The sequence below is a fragment of the Bradyrhizobium centrolobii genome, from assembly GCF_001641635.1.
GTDB lineage: Bacteria > Pseudomonadota > Alphaproteobacteria > Rhizobiales > Xanthobacteraceae > Bradyrhizobium > Bradyrhizobium centrolobii.
Genome location: NZ_LUUB01000102.1, coordinates 1 through 19,200 on the forward strand (window position 1 = coordinate 1; position 19,200 = coordinate 19,200).

Below are 19,200 nucleotides of genomic sequence, written 5' to 3' on the forward strand. Positions count from 1 at the left end.
GCGATCGAGGCCAAGCTTCTGGCCTGGCACCGCAACGATGCCATGAGCCGGCGCCTGGCGCAGATCCCGGGGTCGGGCCGGTCACGGCCGCCGCGCTGGTGATGAAGGCGCCGGACCCGCACGCCTTCCGCTCGGGGCGGCTGTTTGCCGCCTGGCTCGGCCTGACGCCGAAGGACCATTCCACCGCGGGAAAGACCAGGCTCGGCAAGATCACCCGGGCGGGCGACGAGCGACTGCGTCAGCTGCTGGTGGTGGGAGCGACCTCGGTCGTTAAGCAAGCGATGACAAACGCTCGTGGGCCGCGCTGGCTCATCGAGCTCTTGAAGCGCAAGACGCCGAAGCTTGCCGCGGTGGCACTGGCCAACAAGATGGCCCGCATCGCCTGGAAGCTGATGACGACGGGAGAGCAATATGACAACGCGCGGCTCGATATCCAAATGGCCGCCACCGCGTAGTTGAGGGATTCGGCCGACCGGCGGGGGCTAGCCCACCGGCCGAACCGGAGCTGCAAGAGCAGAGGAGATGGTGCGATCGATCGTTCAAAGATGCGAGCAAATCCGTGGGACCCATCGGCCGAACGAGGTCGCGTGGTTGATTGGAACTCGCGTCGCGGAAACCATCTTGGCCAGCGGCCCAACACGCCGCACCAACAGGCCGGACATATGGACGCAAGCGATCCGATCAAACCTCACAAAGCTCTTGTGCCACGGGGGCCGTCCACATATGGGTCCCGGATCTGCGCTCCGCTACGGGACAGCGCTACGCGCTGCCCGGCGCTGCGCTTGTCCGGGACGACGAGATTTAATGCGGCGGCACGACCAGGACGCCTTCATTGCCTCGCAAATCCAGCACGCCTTCGAGCCGTTCCCCTTCACGATCCAGAAACGTCGAAATCAGGATCTCGCTGCCGAAGCGGATGGCGCTGGTGGTGACGGCGATCGGCTCGGGGCCGAGATTGAGCGCGACGATCACCGCTTTACCCTCGAACTGGCGGCGATAGAGCAAGAGGTCGCCTTGCGCCGAGATCGGAACGTAATCGCCCGATACCAGCGGCGGGCAGGCTTTCCGCAAGGCGATGAGGCGCCTGTAGAGATTGAGGATCGAGCGTGCGTCGGCTTCGAAATTGGCGACGTTCTCATGGATATGATCCTCCGGCAGCGGCAGCCACGGCCTTGTGCCGGAGAAGCCGCCGGCCGGCGAGGAATCCCACTGCATCGGCGTGCGGCAACCGTCGCGGCCGACGCCGATGCCGGGCACGTTCTTCTCGAAGGGATCGCGCACGTCGTCGGGTGCGATCGCCACCTGATGCATGCCGATCTCGTCTCCATAATAGAGCGTCGGCGTGCCGCGCAACGTCAGCAGCAGCATCGCGGCGACGCGGGCCTGCTCCGGACCGACGCGGCTTGCAACGCGCGGGCGATCGTGATTGCCGAGCACCCAGTTCGGCCATGCGCCCTTCGGCAGCGCCTTCTCGTAATCCTCGACGATCTTCTCGATCGAACGCGCGCTCCAGAAGGTCGAGAGCAGCGCGAAGTTGAACGGCATCTGCGCGCCGGTGAGATCGTTGCCGTAGTAGGCCATGAGCCGGTGCAGCGGCAGATAGATCTCGCCGATCAGCACGCGCGCATCATAGGCGTTGGTGAGGTGCCGCATTTCGGCGATAACGTCATGCACCTCCGGCTGGTCGGTGGAATATTGTGTGAGGATCTTCTCATTCGGCGGCCGTCCCTCGACGTAATGCGGGTTCGGCGGGTTGTCGCGGAATTCGGCGTCCTTGATCAGGTGCCAGATCACGTCGACGCGAAAGCCGTCGACGCCCTTCTCGAGCCAGAACCGCATCACGTCGTAGATCGCGGCGCGGACTTCCGGATTGCGCCAGTTGAGGTCCGGCTGCTGGGCGAGGAAGGCGTGGTAATAGTATTGGCCGGTCGTCTCGTCGTAGGCCCAGGCACTGCCGCCGAACTCGGACAGCCAATTGTTCGGCTCGCTGCCATCAGCGCCGGGGTCGCGCCAGATGTACCAATCGCGTTTGGGGTTGTCGCGCGAGGATCGGCTCTCGACGAACCAGGGATGCCGGTCTGAGGTGTGGTTCGGCACGAGATCGAGGATGAGCTTCAGGCCGTTGTCATGCGCGGCGGCGAGCAGCGCATCGAAATCCTCCATCGTGCCGAACAGGGGATCGATGCCGGTGTAGTCGGAGATGTCGTAACCGAAATCGGCCATTGGCGAAGCGAAGATCGGCGACAGCCAGATCGCGTTGACGCCAAGGGATTTTACGTAAGGCAGCCGCCGGTGGATGCCGGCAAGATCGCCGACGCCGTCACCGTCGCTATCCTGAAAGGAGCGCGGGTAGATCTGATAGAAAATGCCGTCTCGCCACCAATTCTCGCAGCCCTGAGCCATTGGAAATACCATCCTGAGATCTGCCTTGCGCGAAAGAACGCGGAAGGAACTTCAGGGTTCAGACCAGCAAGCCATTGGGACGGCCGTGTGACCGCCCGAGTGGCTGTTTCCTGGGTCCGGGCACAAATCTTTTGCTTGGCGGCCTGGCAAAAATCGGCATTGTGCGGCCATGACCGAGCAAAATGACAACAAAGCCAAGGCGGGCGCGATCATCGTTCCCGTGACGCTGTTCGAGCAGAATTGCACCATCATCTGGGATGAGCCCGGCAAGAAGGCCGTGGTGATCGATCCCGGCGGCGACGTGCCGAAGATCCTGGAGGCGATCAAGCAGACCGGCGTCACCGTCGAGAAGATCTGGCTGACGCACGGCCATATCGACCATGTCGGCGGCGCGGCCGAACTGCGCGATGCGCTGAAAGTGCCGATCGAGGGCCCGCATGTCGCGGACAAATTCCTGCTCGACAATGTCGTTGAGAGCGGCGCGCGCTTCGGCATGACCGGCGGGCGCAATTTCACTCCCGACCGCTGGCTCGACGAGGGCGACACCGTGTCGATCGGCGGCCTGCAGTTCGATATCCTGCACTGCCCCGGCCATTCACCCGGCAGCGTGGCGTTCTTCAACAAGGAGCTGCGCTTCGCCCATGTCGGCGACGTCCTGTTCAACGGCTCGGTCGGGCGCACTGACCTGCCCGGCGGCAGTCACGCGACGCTGATCAACTCGATCAAGACCAAGCTGCTGCCGCTCGGCGATGACGTCGGCTTCATCTGCGGCCACGGCGCGGGCTCGAGCATCGGCCAGGAACGGATGACCAACCCGTTCATCACCGGCGAGCTGTAAGACCTACTCGGCGGCGTCCGCCAGCGCCGCCGCCTCGCCGAGGTGGCGCTCGCCCCACTCGCGGATCGCGGCGACGACCGGCACGAAGCTCTTGCCCTTGCGGGTCAGGCGATATTCGACCTTGGGCGGCACCTCGCCGAAATCCTTGCGGTCGATCAGGCCGCTCTCCGTCAGCGCCTTCAATTCGCGGCTGAGCACGCGCGGGGTGATCTCGGCGCTGCCGCTCGCCCCACGCAAGAGGCCGCTCCGGATCTCGCCATAGCGGCGCGGGCCGTCCTTCAGGTCCCAGACGATCCGGAGCTTGTACTTGCCGCTGATCATCTTCTGAAAGGCCGCTACGGGGCAGGTGCGCACCGGGGCCGCTTTTGTCTTCGCCATGTCGTCTCCTCCATGCCGCAGCCAGCTTGTGGCCGAGGATAGGAGCGACGGCGAAAAAGTCCATACTATCAATTTTGTCCATACTTGCAGGACCGCGCGCAAGCAGCAGATGATGACGCACATGACGAACAGGGAGCGTCACATGAAGCACTTCATGATCAAATATCAGTTCAAGCACGGCACGACGGAGGCCTGGCACCAGGAGATCGGCCGCTTCATCAAGGCGATCAACGACGATCCGGAGCTGAAGGGACGGATCGGCTATCGCTGCATGAAGAACCGCGACGACGGCAACTATTTCCATCTCGCCAGCGTCACCGACGACGTCGCGCAGAAGACGCTGCAATCGCGCGACTTCTTCAAGCACTATACCGAGATGACGCGGAAGGTCGCCGGCGGCGAGGTGACGGTGACGCCGATCGAGGTGATCGATCAGACCGCGTAATTTGGCTTTGCTTGCTCGGTGTCGTCCTGGCGAAAGCCGGGGCCCCCGCGCGAGCGCTTGCGCTCGTCGCGATGACCCCAGGGAGATGTTGTAGCGTGAGCCGGCAACAGCCAATCTTCGCCAAACTACAGCCTGTGGTCATGGGTCCCGGATCGGCGCTCCGCTTCGCTGCGCTTGTCGGGGACGACATTTTTTTGGATGAGCGGCGTCGCACCTTCTCGGTGTCGTCCCGGCGAAGGCCGGGACCCCCGCGCGAGCGCTTGCGCTCGTCGCGATAACCCCAGGGAGGAGTTTGGCGAAGAGTCGTCGTTCGGTACTCCTGCCGACAACATCGACAGATTCCGCGGTATGGGTCCCGGCCTTCGCCGGGACGACGAGTGGGGTAGGAGCTACTTCATCAGTCCCGCAGCCGTGAGCGCCCGCGTGATGACAGCGCCGATATCGAAGCCGCGGCCTTGCTTGCGCTTCGGCTCGGCCGGCTGTTCGGCCATGGCCGACTTTATCGATCGCGCGAGGTGCGGTGCCGGCGACAACGCCGCGGCCGGCTTCGCGGCAACGGCCGGCTTTGCCGTCGGCTTCTTCGTCTCGGCACCGCGGATCCAGTCGGTCAGGCCGAAGAACTTCGCGATGTGATAGGACGAAGAGATGCCGGCCTCGATCAGGAACGCGCCTTCCATGCCGTAGCGATGATCGTTGTCGGCGATGCCGAGCGGGGTGCCATGCGCCATGTCGGTGATGGTGTAGGACTCGACGAGGGTCTCGCCGTTCCTGTTCCACCAGGCCTGGCGCGGATAGCCATCGACATTGGTCTCCGCCATTGGCACTTCGGGCAGATCATGCAGGTCGAGCCACTGCTTGACGATCTCGTTGGCATTGCCGGGATTGACGGTGCGGTCGGCGCTGCCGTGCCACACCGAGATTTTCGGCCAGGGCCCGCGATGGTTCGATGCCTTCCGCACGAGATCGCCGAGCGCGGGCGCCGGCCGCTCCGGCGAATGGAACATGCCGTCCAGCGCCTCGCGCAGGTTGGACGCGATGCCATAGGGAAGTCCGGCGATCACCGCGCCGGCCGCGAAGATTTCGGGATAGGTCGCGAGCATCACCGACGTCATGCCACCGCCGGCGGACAGGCCGGTGATGAAGACGCGCCGCGCGCCGATGTCGTGCTTCTCGACCATGTGCGCGATCATCTCGCGGATCGAATGCGCCTCGCCGCTGTCGCGCGCGGTGTCCTCCGGATTGAACCAGTTGAAGCAGGTGTTGCCGTTGTTGACGCGCTGCTGCTCCGGCATCAACAGCGCAAAGCCGTAGTGACATGCGAGCGTCGACCATCCCGCGCCGAGATCGTAGGAGGCCGCGGTCTGGCCGCAGCCATGCAGCACGACGACGAGCGCGCGCGGCTGCTGCAACTGTGCCGGCACGAACGCGAACATGCGCAAATTGCCCGGATTGGCACCGAAGCCGGTGACTTCTTCCAACGGGCTGGATGAATCAGCGCTCCGGCCGAACTCGGCGAGGCGCAGACCGTCCCGCTTTGGCAGACGTCTTAAGAGATCGACATTTCTAGCTAACGACACGGCAACTTCCTGGTGGGCGACTTCAACGTTCACCCAAACCAAATAGTTGCTGCAGCGCAAAATAAAAAGACCGTGTGCTGTCGATACACTCGAAATCGCAGGAAAACCCGCAAGAATTCGCAAGTATTAACCGCAGTGCCTCAACTTCGTGCAGATGCGCGGCGCATCCACGCCAGAAATGCGGCGCAGATCGTGATTAACGTCGCAAACATGGCAAGCGACACGAAGAATCCTGCGCGCGCTGATTGCAGTGACTCGATTGCGAAGAAGACTGCGCCGATTGCGGCCACTCCGGCCGCATTTCCGATCTGCGCAGTCGTGCCATACATGCCGGATGCTGAGCCCGCGGCAGCGGGCTTCACTGTCGAGAGCACCGCGCCGGACAGCGGCGCCATCACGAGCCCCTGGCCATAGCCGAAGATGATCATGGTGAGCGCGAGCCAGATCGGCGTCGGCGCGTCGACATAGCTTGCAACGAGCGCAAGCGCCGCGAGCCCTACAATCTGCAACGCGCAGCCCTCGATCAGCACCTTGGTGCCACGGTGCCGCGCTCGCGCGCCGCTGTGGCGCGACGCCACCACGAAGGCGAGCGCAAGCGGAATGAAGGCCATGCCCGCCCACAGCGGCGGGATCTTCAACCCTCTCTGCATGAACAGCGTCATGACCAGATAGAACGAGAGATTGGCGACGAAGAAAAAGAACGCTGCGCCAAGGCCACGCAGGAAGCCCGCATCCGACAGCAGCGTCAGATCGATCAGCGGCGTGCCGCCTGCGCGCGCAACCGCATGTTCGAGCTTCAGGAACGCAGCGAGGATCACGCCGCCGATCGCCATCACGGCCCATAGCCACGGCGCCCAGCCGACATCGTGCCCGAACAGCAGCGGCCCGATCAGGCACAACAGCCCTGCGAACAGGACGATGCTGCCCCTGATGTCGAGCCGGGTCGTGGCGCGGCGCGGCACCGACGGCATGATGCGCCAAGCGGCGGCGGCGATGACGAGGCCGCACGGCACGTTGACGAAGAACACCGAGCGCCAGCCGGTGCCCGCAAGATCAATCGTGACGAGAAGGCCGCCGAGCAGGAAGCCCGCGGCGCCCGCAAGCCCCAGCACGATGCCATAGATGCCGAAGGCGCGGCTGCGCGACTCGTCCGTGAACAACAGATGCAGCGTCGCCAGCACCTGCGGCACCATCAGCGCGGCGGTGGCGCCCTGCGCCAGCCGCGCGATGATCAGCTCTGCACCGGATTGCGCGAGCCCACACCACAACGACGTGACGGTGAAGCCGAGCACGCCGGCCAGGAATATGTTCTTGGTGCCGTGGATATCGCCGAGCCGGCCACCGGTGACGACCAGCGTGGCATAGGCGATCAGATAGATCGCGATCACGGATTCGATCTGGGCGGGGGTCGCATGCAGATCGACCGCGATGGTGGGGATGGCGACGTTGACCACGAAGGCATCGACACCGAACATGAACTGGGCGGCCACCACGATCGCCAGCACCCACCAGCGGCGGGCTGAATCGATTTGTTGTGTGACGATCTGATGCATCGGTGCAGCGCTCTCCGAATTTCACGACCCGGATGGTCTCAGATCGAATACAGCGCCGCGATTACCTCGGAGGTAGGATTCGCGCGCTGTTCGACCCCGCCGCGGTCCCTTCGCCTCACCCCGCTTGCGGGGAGAGGCCGGATTGCATCGAAGATGCAATCCGGGTGAGGGGGAGCTTCCGCGAGTCCAGCTGTCACTGATTTTGCGGAAGCGGCCCCTCGCCCCGACCCTCTCCCCGTAAGAACGGGGAGAGGGAAAGGAAGCACCGTCGCTCTCGCCTCCCTGCATGCCCGCATTCCGCTGCGCGGGACATCGCGCGATTGCCTTCGCATCCGCCAGCACGTAGCCTCGCGCGGCCAACAAACAGAAAATCAAGCCGGAGAGAACGCCATGGCGCGCCTGAAATTCGGAGCCTTCCTTGCCCCGCATCACCCGATCGGGGAGCATCCGATGCTTCAGTTCCGGCGAGATCTCGACCTGGTCGAGCAACTCGATGCGCTCGGCTACGACGAATTCTGGTGCGGCGAGCACCATTCCTCCGGCTGGGAGATGATCGCCTCGCCCGAGATGTTTTTGGCCGCGGCCGGCGAGCGCACCAAGCGCATCAAGCTCGGCACCGGCGTGGTGTCGCTGCCCTATCATCATCCCTTCAACGTCGCCCAGCGCATGGTGCAGCTCGACCACATGACCGGCGGCCGCGCCATCTTCGGCTCCGGCCCCGGCGCGCTTGCCTCGGACGCACACACGCTCGGCATCGATCCGATGACCCAGCGCGACCGCCAGGACGAGGCGATCGGCGTGATCCGCCGGCTCTTCAGCGGCGAGCGCGTCACCGCCAAGAGCGACTGGTTCACCATGAACGATGCCGCGCTCCAGATCCTGCCGCTGCAGGAGGAGATGCCGTTCGTCGTGGCCTCGCAGATCTCGCCCTCCGGCATGACGCTCGCCGGCAAGTACGGCATCGGCATCATCTCGCTGGGCTCGATGACGACGCAGGGGCTGATGTCGCTGCAGCAGCAATGGCAGTTCGCCGAAGACGCCGCGAAAAAGCACGGCACCACGGTCAGCCGTGCCGACTGGCGCGTGCTCCTGACCTGGCACATCGCCGAGACCCGCGAGCAGGCGCGCCGCGAGGCCGGCGCGGGTCTGATGCGCTGGCACAACGAATATAATGTCGGAACGCTGATGCGGCCCGGCCTGACCGCGTTCTCCTCGCCCGACGAGGCCGTGGACAAGACCGCTTTCGTCGAGGGCGCCGCCTCCACCATCGGCACGCCCGATGATCTCGTCAAAACGATCAAGAACGTGATGCAGGTGTCAGGCGGCGTCGGCGCCGTGATCGGCTTCGTGCACGACTGGGCCAATCCGGAGAACACGCGCCGCAGCTGGGACCTGGTCGCGCGCTACGTGGTGCCGGAGATCAACGGCTATATCGACGGCCTGCGCAAGTCGCAAAAGTTCGTGATCGAGAACCGCGCGATCTTCGAGCGCGCAGGCCAGGCCGTGATGGCCAAGATCATGGAGAACGAGAAGGCCGCCGAGGCGCTCAAGGTGACCGGGCCCGGCCGCGTCGCGATTCCGGCCGTGAACGCACCGGATTTGCAGAAGGAAGCGGCGAAGCGGTAGGCAAGATCGCCGTCACGCGCGTGGCGGCGATCACACATGACAATGGCGGCCTGTGCTATGTTGCTCGCGGCAGCGTGGCGCGGGCCGCAATAAAGCCGCGGTCGCGCCGTTCCGTTCCGCCCGCCAACCGGAGCACTCGTCATGTCGCTGCAGAACGTCGCCTCGCCTGCGCTCGGCTACACCGCGCCGAGGCGCAACGAGCTGACGCATATCCCCGGCGATGAGGGCTGGCCGATCATCGGCAAGACCTTTCAAGTGCTGGCCGATCCGAAGGGGCATATTGAGCGGAACGGCGCCAAATACGGCCTCGTCTACCGCACCCCCATATCTTCGGCGAGACCAACATCGTGCTGCTCGGGCCCGAGGCCAACGAGCTCGTGCTGTTCGACCAGCAAAAGCTGTTCTCGTCGACCCATGGCTGGAACAAGGTGCTCGGCCTGCTGTTTCCGCGCGGCTTGATGCTGCTCGATTTCGACGAGCACCGCCTGCACCGCAAGGCCCTCTCGGTCGCCTTCAAGTCCGGGCCGATGAAATCCTATCTCAGCGATCTCGACCGGGGCATCGCGGCGCGGGTCGCGCAATGGAAGGCGAAGCCGGGCGTGATGCAGCTCTATCCGGCGATGAAGCAGCTCACGCTCGATCTTGCCGCGACGTCCTTCCTCGGCGCCGATATCGGGCCGGAGGTCGCCGAGATCAACCGTGCCTTCGTTGACATGGTGGCGGCCGCCGTCGCGCCGATCCGCCGGCCGCTGCCGGGCACGCAGATGGCGCGCGGCGTGAGAGGACGCAAACGCATCGTTGCCTATTTCCGCGAGCAGATTCCGCTTCGCCGCGCCAGGCAAGGCGGAGAGGACCTGTTCACCCAGCTCTGCCACGCCACCCATGAGGACGGCGCGCTGCTCTCCGAGCAGGACATCATCGACCATATGAGTTTCTTGATGATGGCGGCGCACGACACGCTGACGTCATCGCTCACATCCTTCATCGGCGAGCTCGCGGCTCACCCCGACTGGCAAAGCAAGTTGCGCGAGGAGGTATCGGCGCTCGGACTTTCCGCCGGCGCACCGACGAGCTTCGATGACCTGGGAAAGATGCCGCTGTCGGAAATGGCCTTCAATGAGGCGCTGCGGATCAAGCCGCCGGTCCCCTCGATGCCGCGCCGCGCCATGCGCGATTTCACCTTCGGAGGCTTCAGGATCCCCGCCGGCACGGCGATCGGCGTCAATCCGCTCTTTACGCACCACATGAAGGAGATCTGGCCGGAGCCGGATCGCTTCGATCCCCTGCGTTTCACCGAGGAAGCGCAGCGCAGCCGCCACCGCTTCGCCTGGGTGCCGTTCGGCGGCGGCGCGCATATGTGCCTCGGCCTGCACTTCGCCCACATGCAGGCCAAATGCTTCGCTCGGCATTTCCTGCAAAACATCGAGGTGTCGCTGGAGCCCGGCTACAAGCCGGACTGGCAGATGTGGCCGATCCCGAAGCCGAAGGATGGGCTGCGGGTGGTGGTGAGGGCGGCGTGAATTCGCCACACGGACAGTAGATCGTAGGATGGGTAGAGCGAAGCGAAACCCATCACTTCCGACGCAATCTGCGAAGAAGGTGGGTTTCGCTTCGCTCTACCCACCCTACGAGCCGAACGTTACCGCGGCGCGCGCTTCGCCAAAATGCGCTGCAGCGTGCGGCGGTGCATGTTGAGGCGGCGCGCGGTTTCCGAGACGTTGCGGTTGCACATCTCGTAGATGCGCTGGATGTGCTCCCAGCGAACGCGGTCGGCCGACATCGGATTCGCCGGCAGCTCTGACTTTTCCGTGCCGGTCGAAAGCAGCGCGGCGACGACGTCGTCGGCATCGGCGGGCTTGGAGAGATAGTCGATCGCGCCCATCTTCACCGCGGTCACGGCGGTGGCGATGTTGCCGTAGCCGGTGAGCACTATCGCGCGTGCGTCGGGCCGCTTCTTCTTCAGCGCGGAGACCACGTCGAGACCGTTGCCGTCGCCGAGCCGGAGGTCGACCACTGCGAACGCGGGCGCTGCCTTTCCGATCTGCGCCAAGCCGTCGGACACGGTGTCACACGACGTCACCGTAAATCCGCGCGTCTCCATGGCACGCGACAGCCGCTCCAGAAACGGCTTGTCGTCCTCCACGATGAGAAGCGAGCGGTCGGTCTGTTCATCCAGTTCGGCGATGGCGTTCAAGGTTTTGTCCTCTCTCCAGCGCGTCTACATATGGCGTCGCAATCAGGCAGTGCCAAGGCCGCCGATGGTCGATCGGCGGTCCTGTGCGACGCAAGGTCGCGGTCTATCCTATTGTTTCTTCAAACGTCTCGATAGCCTCAAAACGCTGCCTCGGCCACGCAATGTGCACCACTGCGCCGTGTTCCGGAAAGGTCCGATTGGTAAACGAGACCTTGGCGCCGGTGCGTTCGAGCAGGGTGCGCGCGATGAACACGCCAAGTCCGAGGCCGCGGCGCTCGCCGCCGATGTCATCCTGGGTGCGGCGCCGCGACAGATAGGGCTCGCCGATCCGGTTGAGGATGTCGGGCGGAATCCCGGGGCCGTCGTCGGAGATCACGAGCTCGATCGTCTCCTTATTCCACCAGGCATTCACCTCGACCGTGGTGTGAGCGAAGTCGACGGCATTCTCGACGATGTTGCCGACACCATAGAGGATTGCCGGATTGCGTGAGCCGACGGGCTCGGCCACGGCGGCAACCGCGATCCGCACTTTGATCGCGACGCCGAAATCGCGGTGCGGCGCCACCACCTCCTCGATCAGCTCCGACAATTTCATGCGGTCGAATGGTGCGCCGGTGGAGGAGAGCTGGGTGATCTTGCTCAAAATGTCGCGGCAGCGCTGCGTCTGCTCGCGCAAGGTTTTGAGATCGGCGGCAAAGCCCGGATCCTTCACCGTCTTTTCCAGTTCGCGCGAGATCAGGAAGATCGTCGCGAGCGGCGTGCCGAGCTCGTGCGCGGCGGCCGCAGCCAATCCGTCGAGCTGGGTCAGATGCTGCTCGCGCGTCAGCACCAGTTCGGTTGCAGCCAGCGCATCGGCAAGCTTCCGTGCCTCCTCGGTCACCTGGAAGGAGTAGAGGCTGGTGACGCCGATCGCGAGCACGATCGAGAGCCAGACGCCGACCAGGTAGATCGGCGGCAGCACCAGGGGATCGCCGGAGTCCCAGGGCAGCGGCAGATGGAAGAAGAACAGGATCGAGGCGCAGGCAACGGCAAGCAATCCAAGTCCGAAGGTGAGGCGAGCCGGCAGCGCCGTGGCCGAGATCAGCACGGGGGCAAGGAACAGAAACGAGAACGGGTTCTGCAATCCGCCGGTGAAGAAGAGGAGGCCGGCCAGTTCCACGATGTTCAGGGCCAGCAGTGCTGCTGCGTGAACCGGCTGCAGCCGCTGCATCGGATTGACCGCGGTCTGGAGCGCCAGGTTGAGCGTCGCCGACAGGGCGATGATGCTGACGCAGGGGATGATCTCGACGTTGAATTCCAGCCCCTGCGCTACGATGAAGATCGCGGCGAGCTGGCCAAGCACCGCGAGCCAGCGCAGCCGCAGGATCGTATCCAGGCGGATATGTCGCTGCGCGTGGCGAAAGTCGGAATCGGCAGTCTCGGTCATCTCGGCCAATCTAACGATGCGCGGGCCCGATCACAAACTGGCCGGCTCGCGCATTCCATCCGGTTACAAGCCCCCTACATCAAGCCTTGCGCTCGACCGCGCAATAGCCGAAGAACGGCCCAGCATGACCGGGAATGACAATGCTTCAAGCCGGCCGACTGTCGCGGATGGCGCGCCGTCCGCGGCGATCACGGTCGACCGTCTCGTCAAGGTCTACAAGCAGACCCGCGCCGTCGACGACATCTCCTTCTCGCTTGCTCGCGGCAGCATCACCGGACTCCTGGGCGGCAACGGCGCCGGCAAGACCACCACCATCGCCATGATCATGGGCCTGGTGCTGCCGACCTCCGGTCGCGTGCGCGTGCTCGGCCACGCCATGCCCGAAGAAAGCGCCGAGGTATTGGGGCGGATGAATTTCGAGAGCCCCTATGTCGATATGCCGATGCGACTCACCGTGCGGCAGAACCTTACCATCTTCGGCAAGCTTTATGCGGTGAAGAACCTGTCCGACCGCATCGCCATGCTGGCCGAGGATCTCGATCTCACCGACTTCATCGATCGCGCCAACGGCAAGCTGTCCGCCGGGCAGAAGACCCGCGTCGCGCTCGCCAAGGCGCTGATCAATCAGCCGGAGCTGCTGCTGCTGGACGAGCCGACCGCCTCGCTCGACCCCGACACCGCCGACTGGGTTCGGGCGCATCTTGAGCGCTACCGGAAGGACAACAACGCCACGATCCTGCTCGCCTCGCACAACATGCTCGAGGTCGAGCGGCTCTGCGACCGCGTCATCATCATGAAGCGCGGCCGGATCGAGGACGACGACACGCCCGATGCCATCATGACCCGCTATAATCGCTCCACGCTGGAGGAGGTGTTTCTGGACGTCGCGCGCGGCCGGGTGAACGGCCTCCGGGAGGAGGCGGCGCGATGAGCTCGCTCGCGCTTCACCGCGGCCTGTCGATGCAACGCATCGGCGCGATGATCCTGCGCTACTGGTACCTGCTGCTGTCGTCCTGGCCGCGGCTCCTGGAGCTGCTGTACTGGCCGGCGCTCCAGGTCATCACCTGGGGTTTCCTCCAGCTCTATATCGCGCAGAATGCGAACTTCTTCGCGCGCGCGGGGGGCACCCTGATCGGCGCCGTCATCCTTTGGGACATTTTGTTCCGCGGGCAGCTCGGCTTCTCCATCTCCTTCCTGGAGGAGATGTGGGCGCGCAATCTCGGTAACCTCATGATGAGCCCGCTGAAGCCGATCGAGTTTCTGCTCGCGCTCATGATCATGAGCCTGATCCGGCTCGCGATCGGCGTCATTCCGATGACGCTGCTCGCGCTGTTCCTGTTTCAGTTCAATGTCTACAGCCTCGGCCTGCCGCTGATCGCCTTCTTCTGCAACCTGATCTTCACGAGCTGGGCGGTCGGCATCTTCGTCTCCGGCCTGGTCCTGCGGAACGGGTTAGGGGCCGAGAGCATCGTCTGGACCCTGATGTTCGGGATCATGCCGCTCGCCTGCGTCTATTATCCCGTCAGCGTGCTGCCGGTCTGGCTGCAATACGTCGCCTGGTCGCTGCCGCCGACCTATGTATTCGAGGGGATGCGGGCGCTCCTGATCGAGGGCACCTTCCGGACCGACCTGATGCTGCATGCGCTGGCGATCAACGCCTGCCTTCTGGTGGCATCTTTTGGGGCATTTCTTGCCCTTTTGCGCAGCGCCAGGAAGCACGGTTCGCTGCTCTCGGCCGGTGAATGATGTAACTTTCTCGTGGATTCAGGCTGATTTGGTCGTTCCGGCTACGTAGATGTACGGAAGCATGCATTGACGCAATATTACGCATTCGGCAGTATGCTGCGATGCGAAGAGGAACATGACGATGCCCATTGGTGAGTTTGGCGGCGCACCTCCCCTGGCGACCGAAGGCAGTCCGGTCCTGACGACGCCGATGTACTGGATGTACGAGATGGCGCACGCCTCTCTCAATCCGGCGCGTGCCGTCACCGACGCCACCAAGATCCTGTTTCAGAATCCCATGAACCCCTGGGCGCACACCGAGGTCGGTAAATCGGTGGCTGCGGCCTGCGAACTGTTCGAGCGCACCACGCGCCGCTACGGCAAGCCGGAATGGGGCATCGACGACACCGAGGTCAACGGCATCCGCGTCCCCGTCGAGATCCGCCCGGTCTGGGAAAAGCCGTTCTGCAAGCTGCTCTATTTCGATCGCAAGTTCACCCGCCCGCTGCGCAGCCCGCAGCCGCGCGTGCTGATCGTTGCGCCGATGTCCGGCCACTATGCGACGTTGCTCCGCGGCACGGTCGAAGCTTTCCTGCCGGCGCATGAAGTCTACATCACCGACTGGGCCGACGCCCGCATGGTGCCGCTCAGCGAAGGCCGCTTCGATCTCGACGACTATATCGACTACGTCATCGAGATGCTGCACGTCCTCGGCGGCAACACCCATGTGATGGCGGTTTGCCAGCCTTCGGTTCCCGTCGTCGCAGCTGTCTCGATCATGGAAGCGCGGCGCGACCCGTTCGTGCCGACCTCGATGACGCTGATGGGCGGCCCGATCGATACCCGCCGCAATCCGACCGCGGTTAACAAGGTCGCCCAGGAGCGCGGCATCGACTGGTTCCGCAACACCGTCATCACCAAGGTGCCGTTCCCGCATCCGGGCATGATGCGCGACGTCTATCCGGGATTCCTGCAGCTCAACGGCTTCATCAGCATGAATCTCGACCGGCACATGGATGCGCACAAGCGGCTCTTCGCCAATCTGGTGAAGGGCGACGGCGACCTCGTCGACAAGCATCGCGACTTCTACGACGAATATCTCGCGGTGATGGACCTCCCGGCCGAGTATTATCTCCAGACGGTCGACACCGTGTTCGTGAAGCACGCCTTGCCGAAGGGCGAGATGACCCATCGTGGAACACGCGTCGATCCCTCGAAGATCACGCGTGTCGCGTTGATGACGGTCGAAGGCGAGAAGGACGACATCTCCGGTCTCGGTCAGACTGAAGCAACGCACGGATTGTGCAGCTCGATTCCCGATCATCGCCGCGTTCATTACGTCCAGAAGGGCGTCGGACATTACGGTGTGTTCAACGGTTCGCGATTCAAGTCGGAAATCATGCCGCGGATTCATGACTTCATGGTCTCGGCCGCAAATCCGAAGGCAGCGTTGGCTCTCGCTGCCGAATAGGCCGCGTTTTTCGGCTTTCCCGCTGGAAATTCGACCCCTTTTGGAGGGGTCGACAGGGGCGAGTTCCCGCCAGATTCGCGGTATTTGGATAGCTTTATAGGAGTGAGTCTTCCCTCAGCTCTTGGGGAGGCTGCATGCGCCAGGCGGGGGCGAAAAATTGGGGTTCCAACCCCAGTCTGTAGGGTCTCCCGGACGCCAGACCCCTGTATATTGGGCAAATGATTTGTTTTTGCGCCGAGCGCTTTCCCTGGCGGCGGTTATGGCAGAATCCGGGCGAACTCCTCCTCCCCGGACTGACAGACATGGCCACTCGCGCTCTCCTCTATCGGCGGCCCCACGAACCAAAGACCCTAGTGATCACCCACGGATCGCAATTTTTTGCGATCCGACTGCGCCGGCACCGCCGCGCGCGCCGCTACACGCTCAGAATTCATCCGAGCGATCGCGAAGCCATCCTCACCATGCCGCCGCGGGGCACGCTCGTCGAAGCGAAAGACTTCGCGCAGCGCCACGGCGCGTGGATCGCGGCGCGTCTCGGTCGCCTGCCGAAGGCAGCGCCCTTCCAAGCGGGCACAGTGATACCGCTTCGCGGCGTTCCCCATCGCATCGTGCATCGGGCCGGCATCCGCGGGACGGTGTGGACCGAGGTGCGCGATAGCGGCGAGCGCATTCTTTGTGTCGCCGGCGGCTTCGAGCATATCGATCGCCGCGTCCACGACTTCCTCAAGCGCGAGGCGCGCCACGATCTCCAGAGCTCGGCGGAAGCCTATGCCGCCGAGCTTGGCGTCAGGGTCAAGCGGCTCTCGATCCGCGATCAATCGAGCCGCTGGGGCTCCTGCACCTCGGCGGGCTCGTTGTCGTTCTCCTGGCGCCTGATCCTCGCGCCGCCCTACGTGCTCGACTATCTCGCCGCTCACGAAGTTGCCCATCTCGTCGAGATGAACCACTCGGCGCGGTTCTGGCGCGTCTGCGCCAGGATCTGTCCATCCGTCGAGCGCGCCAAGAAGTGGCTCGATACCCACGGCAACGATCTGCACCGGTATGGGATCGACGATTAGGCGAGGTCAGCGGAGGCATCGGCGCCGCTTAGGCCCCGTTGCCAGCCCAGCAAACACTGTCATCGCCCGCGAAAGCGGGCGATCCAGTATTCCAGAGGCCGTTGTTGTTAAACCGAGACGCCGCGGCGTACTGGATTCCCCGCCTTCGCGGGGAATGACAGCGGAGAATGAGGCGATTTCTGCGCGCTCGCGCATCCGGCCCTGCGTTCTGAAACGCCAACGACCGGCCAATCGGAGGGATTGGCCGGTCGCCGGGATTCGCAGATCGTATTCTCGCGGCTAGATCAGAAGATCGTGCTGTAGCGGGAGCGCGTGCAATTGCTGGACCTCCTGACCTCCGAATGAGACAGAGGTGTGGTCCGCCAAGGCAGCCTGCGACCCAGCCGCCTGTGCCTGAGGCGACGGCGACAGCAGCGTCCTCAGGTCATATCCGGCCCCGTCGCTGCCGATGGCGTATTCGATGACGTTGTTGCCGCCCAGGAAAAAGTTGTAGATCGACACGCCACTGTTGATGACTCCATCCGCGACGTCGGCCGCGTTGGTGACCAGCAGATCGTTGCCGTTCTGATACAACATCAAGGTCGATCCCGCACTGTCCAGCACGTGGATATAGTCCGCGGTTCCCCCGCCAAAGCCCGTAGCATTGGCGGCGCTGAGATCATCGGCGGCGGTGTCGATGCCGGCATTGCTGATCCGGATTTGGTACTCGTCGTCGCCTTGATTGCCGCGCACGACGTCGCTGCCGGCTCCGCCATCAAGGACGTCGTTGCCTGTCCCGCCGGTCAGGTTGTCGTTGCCGCCGTTACCGACCAGTGTGTCATTGCCGTCGCCGCCGAGCAGGATATCGGAAACGTTGCCGCCGGTGACTCGATCGTTACCGGCCCCGCCATCGATGATATTCGAAAGCGTGTTGCTCCCTTTGATCTGATCATCGCCGCCAAGACCGTTCATCGAGTGCCCGGTATCGCCGGTTCCATCGAGCGGATGCGTGCTCCAGTCGATGAGATCGTTACCACTGGTTCCAGTCCATACTGCCATGTGACCCTCATTTGCGAGTGACCGTGCAGTGGCTGGCACTTGCAAGCGCCCGATCCGAGGTGAAGTTCGTGCCTGACCACCACAGCGCGGATTTTGAATAATCGCGCGCGAAAGTGGCGTCAACCAGAAGTAGTTTAATCAATTCAATGCACGAGTTCTGTATTGGGAACGGCCACCGGATATTGCCTTCAATATCGATGCAATTCGTCCAGGACGATCCAAGCGAGCAGCTTGCATCGCGAGATGTCGCAGGGCGCGTCGAATGCCGACCATGGCTTGTTCGCTGCCCGCCTCCATCCGGGATTAATTTGCTTGATGTGTATTGGCAAAATCCGTTGCGGGGATGGGGCGCGTCCTCAAATCGTCTCTTTGGTCAGGCGCTCAAATCCGCGCTTGTTCCCGGCTGCGTGCGCGACGTGAGGTAGGACGATTGCCGCTGCGCGGTGGCCTTCTGGCCCTCGGCCAGCATCGCCTGGAAGGCCGCGTCGAGTTGATCGCGACTATAGGTCGCAGAACTGCTTTGCCGCGGTGTCCATTGGGATTGCGTGATGGCGGTGGGCGCCTTTTCGACGGTGCCGCCAAGGAGCGTGGCGTAGCTGTCGGCCCGCCACTGTGCCAGATCTGGTCCACTCAGACCGGGAGGATCCTGGAGATTGCCGATCTTTGCGGCCCCGCGTTGGTCATCGTCGAGGACCCGCCATTGTACAGAGTAGCCACCACCTTGCCGTCAACCTTCACCTGGGCATAGGTATTCTCAGGTGCATCGTCCGAGACGGCCGGTTGGGTCGCGCTCGCGCCGTGGGTCATCAGCCAGTTCGTCGCCATCAGGTCGCGCAGGGCAGGATCATCCGCCGCCGATATCGGCTTGGCACCTTGCAGCGGCTTGAGCTGCGAGACGTCAAACCGGGGACCGCTGGTCGCTGCGTCGGCCGCCGCCGATGTCTCCGCGTCGACATCCGATGTCGATGTCGCATTCAAGCTGGACGTTGATGCAGGGCGCAGATGAGGCGACGCCGGACTGAATAGACCTGAGATCATGGAACGCTCCTTTGCACTAAACCCGATTCTTCAGCACACAACCTAAGAGAGCAAAACCTGGGCCGATGCCGGGGGCTTGAAGAGACTGGTGTTTTAGCTTTCAGGGAGCTGCGGGCCTCGGTAAATCTTGCCGCCGTAGGCAGGACTTGCCCCTCCGAGCCGCGGATCGCAAGCTTGTGGCATCGCGCGAGATGTTCCGAGCGCGTGCATTGCAGCCGCATTCGTTCCACTGAATCGTCACCTCGAAATCAGGCGCCAGCCAAATTTCACGGATACGGTTTCACGGCGTCCGATTCCTGGGTCGGGTCCCCAGACCGGATCGTCCGGCTGCGCGGGGAATGACAACTGAAAATGCGGTGCTGTCAGCGCGCCTTGCGCGACGGCGACCGAATGATCCGACCCGTCAATAGCTTCGTAGAATCCACCCCGC

14 protein-coding genes and 3 pseudogenes are annotated in these 19,200 nt (G+C 63.6%); 9 read left to right on the plus strand and 8 right to left on the minus strand.

Translation table 11 applies throughout. From position 1 onward, the window contains the following. Positions 1 to 455 (plus strand): annotated as a pseudogene (locus AYJ54_RS37105) (transposase); the annotation flags it as partial. Between the two features lie 346 nt (positions 456 to 801). Here AYJ54_RS37105 and AYJ54_RS37110 read toward each other — a convergent pair. Next, entirely contained in the window at positions 802 to 2,403 is a 1,602-nt protein-coding gene (locus tag AYJ54_RS37110; RefSeq protein ID WP_063707135.1) for an alpha-amylase family glycosyl hydrolase, read from the minus strand. Between the two features lie 169 nt (positions 2,404 to 2,572). On the opposite strand from AYJ54_RS37110, the gene AYJ54_RS37115 reads away from it, so the two are divergent. Continuing rightward, complete coding sequence (locus tag AYJ54_RS37115) at positions 2,573 to 3,241, plus strand: MBL fold metallo-hydrolase (protein WP_063707136.1); 669 nt, start codon at positions 2,573 to 2,575, stop codon at positions 3,239 to 3,241. A gap of 3 nt (positions 3,242 to 3,244) precedes the next feature. Here AYJ54_RS37115 and AYJ54_RS37120 read toward each other — a convergent pair whose 3' ends face one another. Then, a complete protein-coding gene (locus AYJ54_RS37120; protein ID WP_063707137.1) occupies positions 3,245 to 3,619 on the minus strand; it encodes a winged helix-turn-helix transcriptional regulator in 375 nt (124 codons plus the stop codon). A 142-nt stretch (positions 3,620 to 3,761) separates the two neighbouring features. On the opposite strand from AYJ54_RS37120, the gene AYJ54_RS37125 reads away from it, so the two are divergent. Then, positions 3,762 to 4,064: a hypothetical protein gene (locus AYJ54_RS37125; protein WP_245329222.1), complete on the plus strand. Its 303-nt coding sequence runs from the start codon at positions 3,762 to 3,764 to the stop codon at positions 4,062 to 4,064. A 389-nt stretch (positions 4,065 to 4,453) separates the two neighbouring features. On the opposite strand, the gene AYJ54_RS37130 is transcribed toward AYJ54_RS37125, so the two are convergent. Further along, on the minus strand, positions 4,454 to 5,641 hold the full coding sequence (locus AYJ54_RS37130; RefSeq protein WP_063707166.1) for an extracellular catalytic domain type 1 short-chain-length polyhydroxyalkanoate depolymerase: 1,188 nt from the start codon (positions 5,639 to 5,641) through the stop codon (positions 4,454 to 4,456). A gap of 140 nt (positions 5,642 to 5,781) precedes the next feature. Beyond that, positions 5,782 to 7,194: an MFS transporter gene (locus AYJ54_RS37135; RefSeq protein ID WP_063707139.1), complete on the minus strand. Its 1,413-nt coding sequence runs from the start codon at positions 7,192 to 7,194 to the stop codon at positions 5,782 to 5,784. Between the two features lie 390 nt (positions 7,195 to 7,584). Between AYJ54_RS37135 and AYJ54_RS37140 the strand changes: the two genes are divergently transcribed. Further along, positions 7,585 to 8,820 (plus strand): LLM class flavin-dependent oxidoreductase, encoded by a 1,236-nt coding sequence (locus tag AYJ54_RS37140; RefSeq protein ID WP_063707140.1) that lies wholly within the window; start codon positions 7,585 to 7,587, stop codon positions 8,818 to 8,820. 141 nt (positions 8,821 to 8,961) lie between these two features. After that, positions 8,962 to 10,340: pseudogene (locus AYJ54_RS37145) on the plus strand (cytochrome P450). 119 nt (positions 10,341 to 10,459) lie between these two features. Here AYJ54_RS37145 and AYJ54_RS37150 read toward each other — a convergent pair. Further along, positions 10,460 to 11,014, minus strand: a complete 555-nt coding sequence (locus AYJ54_RS37150; RefSeq protein WP_063707141.1) for an ActR/PrrA/RegA family redox response regulator transcription factor — start codon at positions 11,012 to 11,014, stop codon at positions 10,460 to 10,462. A 103-nt stretch (positions 11,015 to 11,117) separates the two neighbouring features. Then, complete coding sequence (locus AYJ54_RS37155; RefSeq protein ID WP_063707142.1) at positions 11,118 to 12,440, minus strand: ActS/PrrB/RegB family redox-sensitive histidine kinase; 1,323 nt, start codon at positions 12,438 to 12,440, stop codon at positions 11,118 to 11,120. A 124-nt stretch (positions 12,441 to 12,564) separates the two neighbouring features. Here AYJ54_RS37155 and AYJ54_RS37160 point away from each other — a divergent pair, with 124 nt between their 5' ends. The 4 genes from AYJ54_RS37160 to AYJ54_RS37175 all read left to right on the plus strand — a co-directional run bounded on the left by AYJ54_RS37160 (position 12,565) and on the right by AYJ54_RS37175 (position 16,694). Further along, positions 12,565 to 13,371, plus strand: coding sequence for an ABC transporter ATP-binding protein (locus tag AYJ54_RS37160; protein ID WP_063707143.1), 807 nt, complete (start codon positions 12,565 to 12,567; stop codon positions 13,369 to 13,371). Further along, complete coding sequence (locus AYJ54_RS37165) at positions 13,368 to 14,186, plus strand: ABC transporter permease (protein ID WP_063707144.1); 819 nt, start codon at positions 13,368 to 13,370, stop codon at positions 14,184 to 14,186. Before AYJ54_RS37160 ends, AYJ54_RS37165 begins: the two co-directional genes overlap by 4 nt. A 121-nt stretch (positions 14,187 to 14,307) precedes the next feature. Continuing rightward, the gene (locus tag AYJ54_RS37170) at positions 14,308 to 15,636 is read left to right on the plus strand and encodes a polyhydroxyalkanoate depolymerase (RefSeq protein ID WP_063707168.1); all 1,329 of its coding nucleotides are present in this window, start codon (positions 14,308 to 14,310) and stop codon (positions 15,634 to 15,636) included. Between the two features lie 218 nt (positions 15,637 to 15,854). Further along, the gene (locus tag AYJ54_RS37175) at positions 15,855 to 16,694 is read left to right on the plus strand and encodes a M48 family metallopeptidase (protein ID WP_063707145.1); all 840 of its coding nucleotides are present in this window, start codon (positions 15,855 to 15,857) and stop codon (positions 16,692 to 16,694) included. Positions 16,695 to 16,973: 279 nt separating this feature from the next. On the opposite strand, the gene AYJ54_RS50930 is transcribed toward AYJ54_RS37175, so the two are convergent. Together AYJ54_RS50930 and AYJ54_RS37185 are read right to left on the minus strand one after the other, a co-directional pair. After that, on the minus strand, positions 16,974 to 17,732 hold the full coding sequence (locus AYJ54_RS50930) for a calcium-binding protein (protein WP_063707146.1): 759 nt from the start codon (positions 17,730 to 17,732) through the stop codon (positions 16,974 to 16,976). Between the two features lie 373 nt (positions 17,733 to 18,105). After that, a pseudogene (locus AYJ54_RS37185) lies at positions 18,106 to 18,770 on the minus strand (hypothetical protein). Between the last annotated feature and the right edge of the window lie 430 nt (positions 18,771 to 19,200).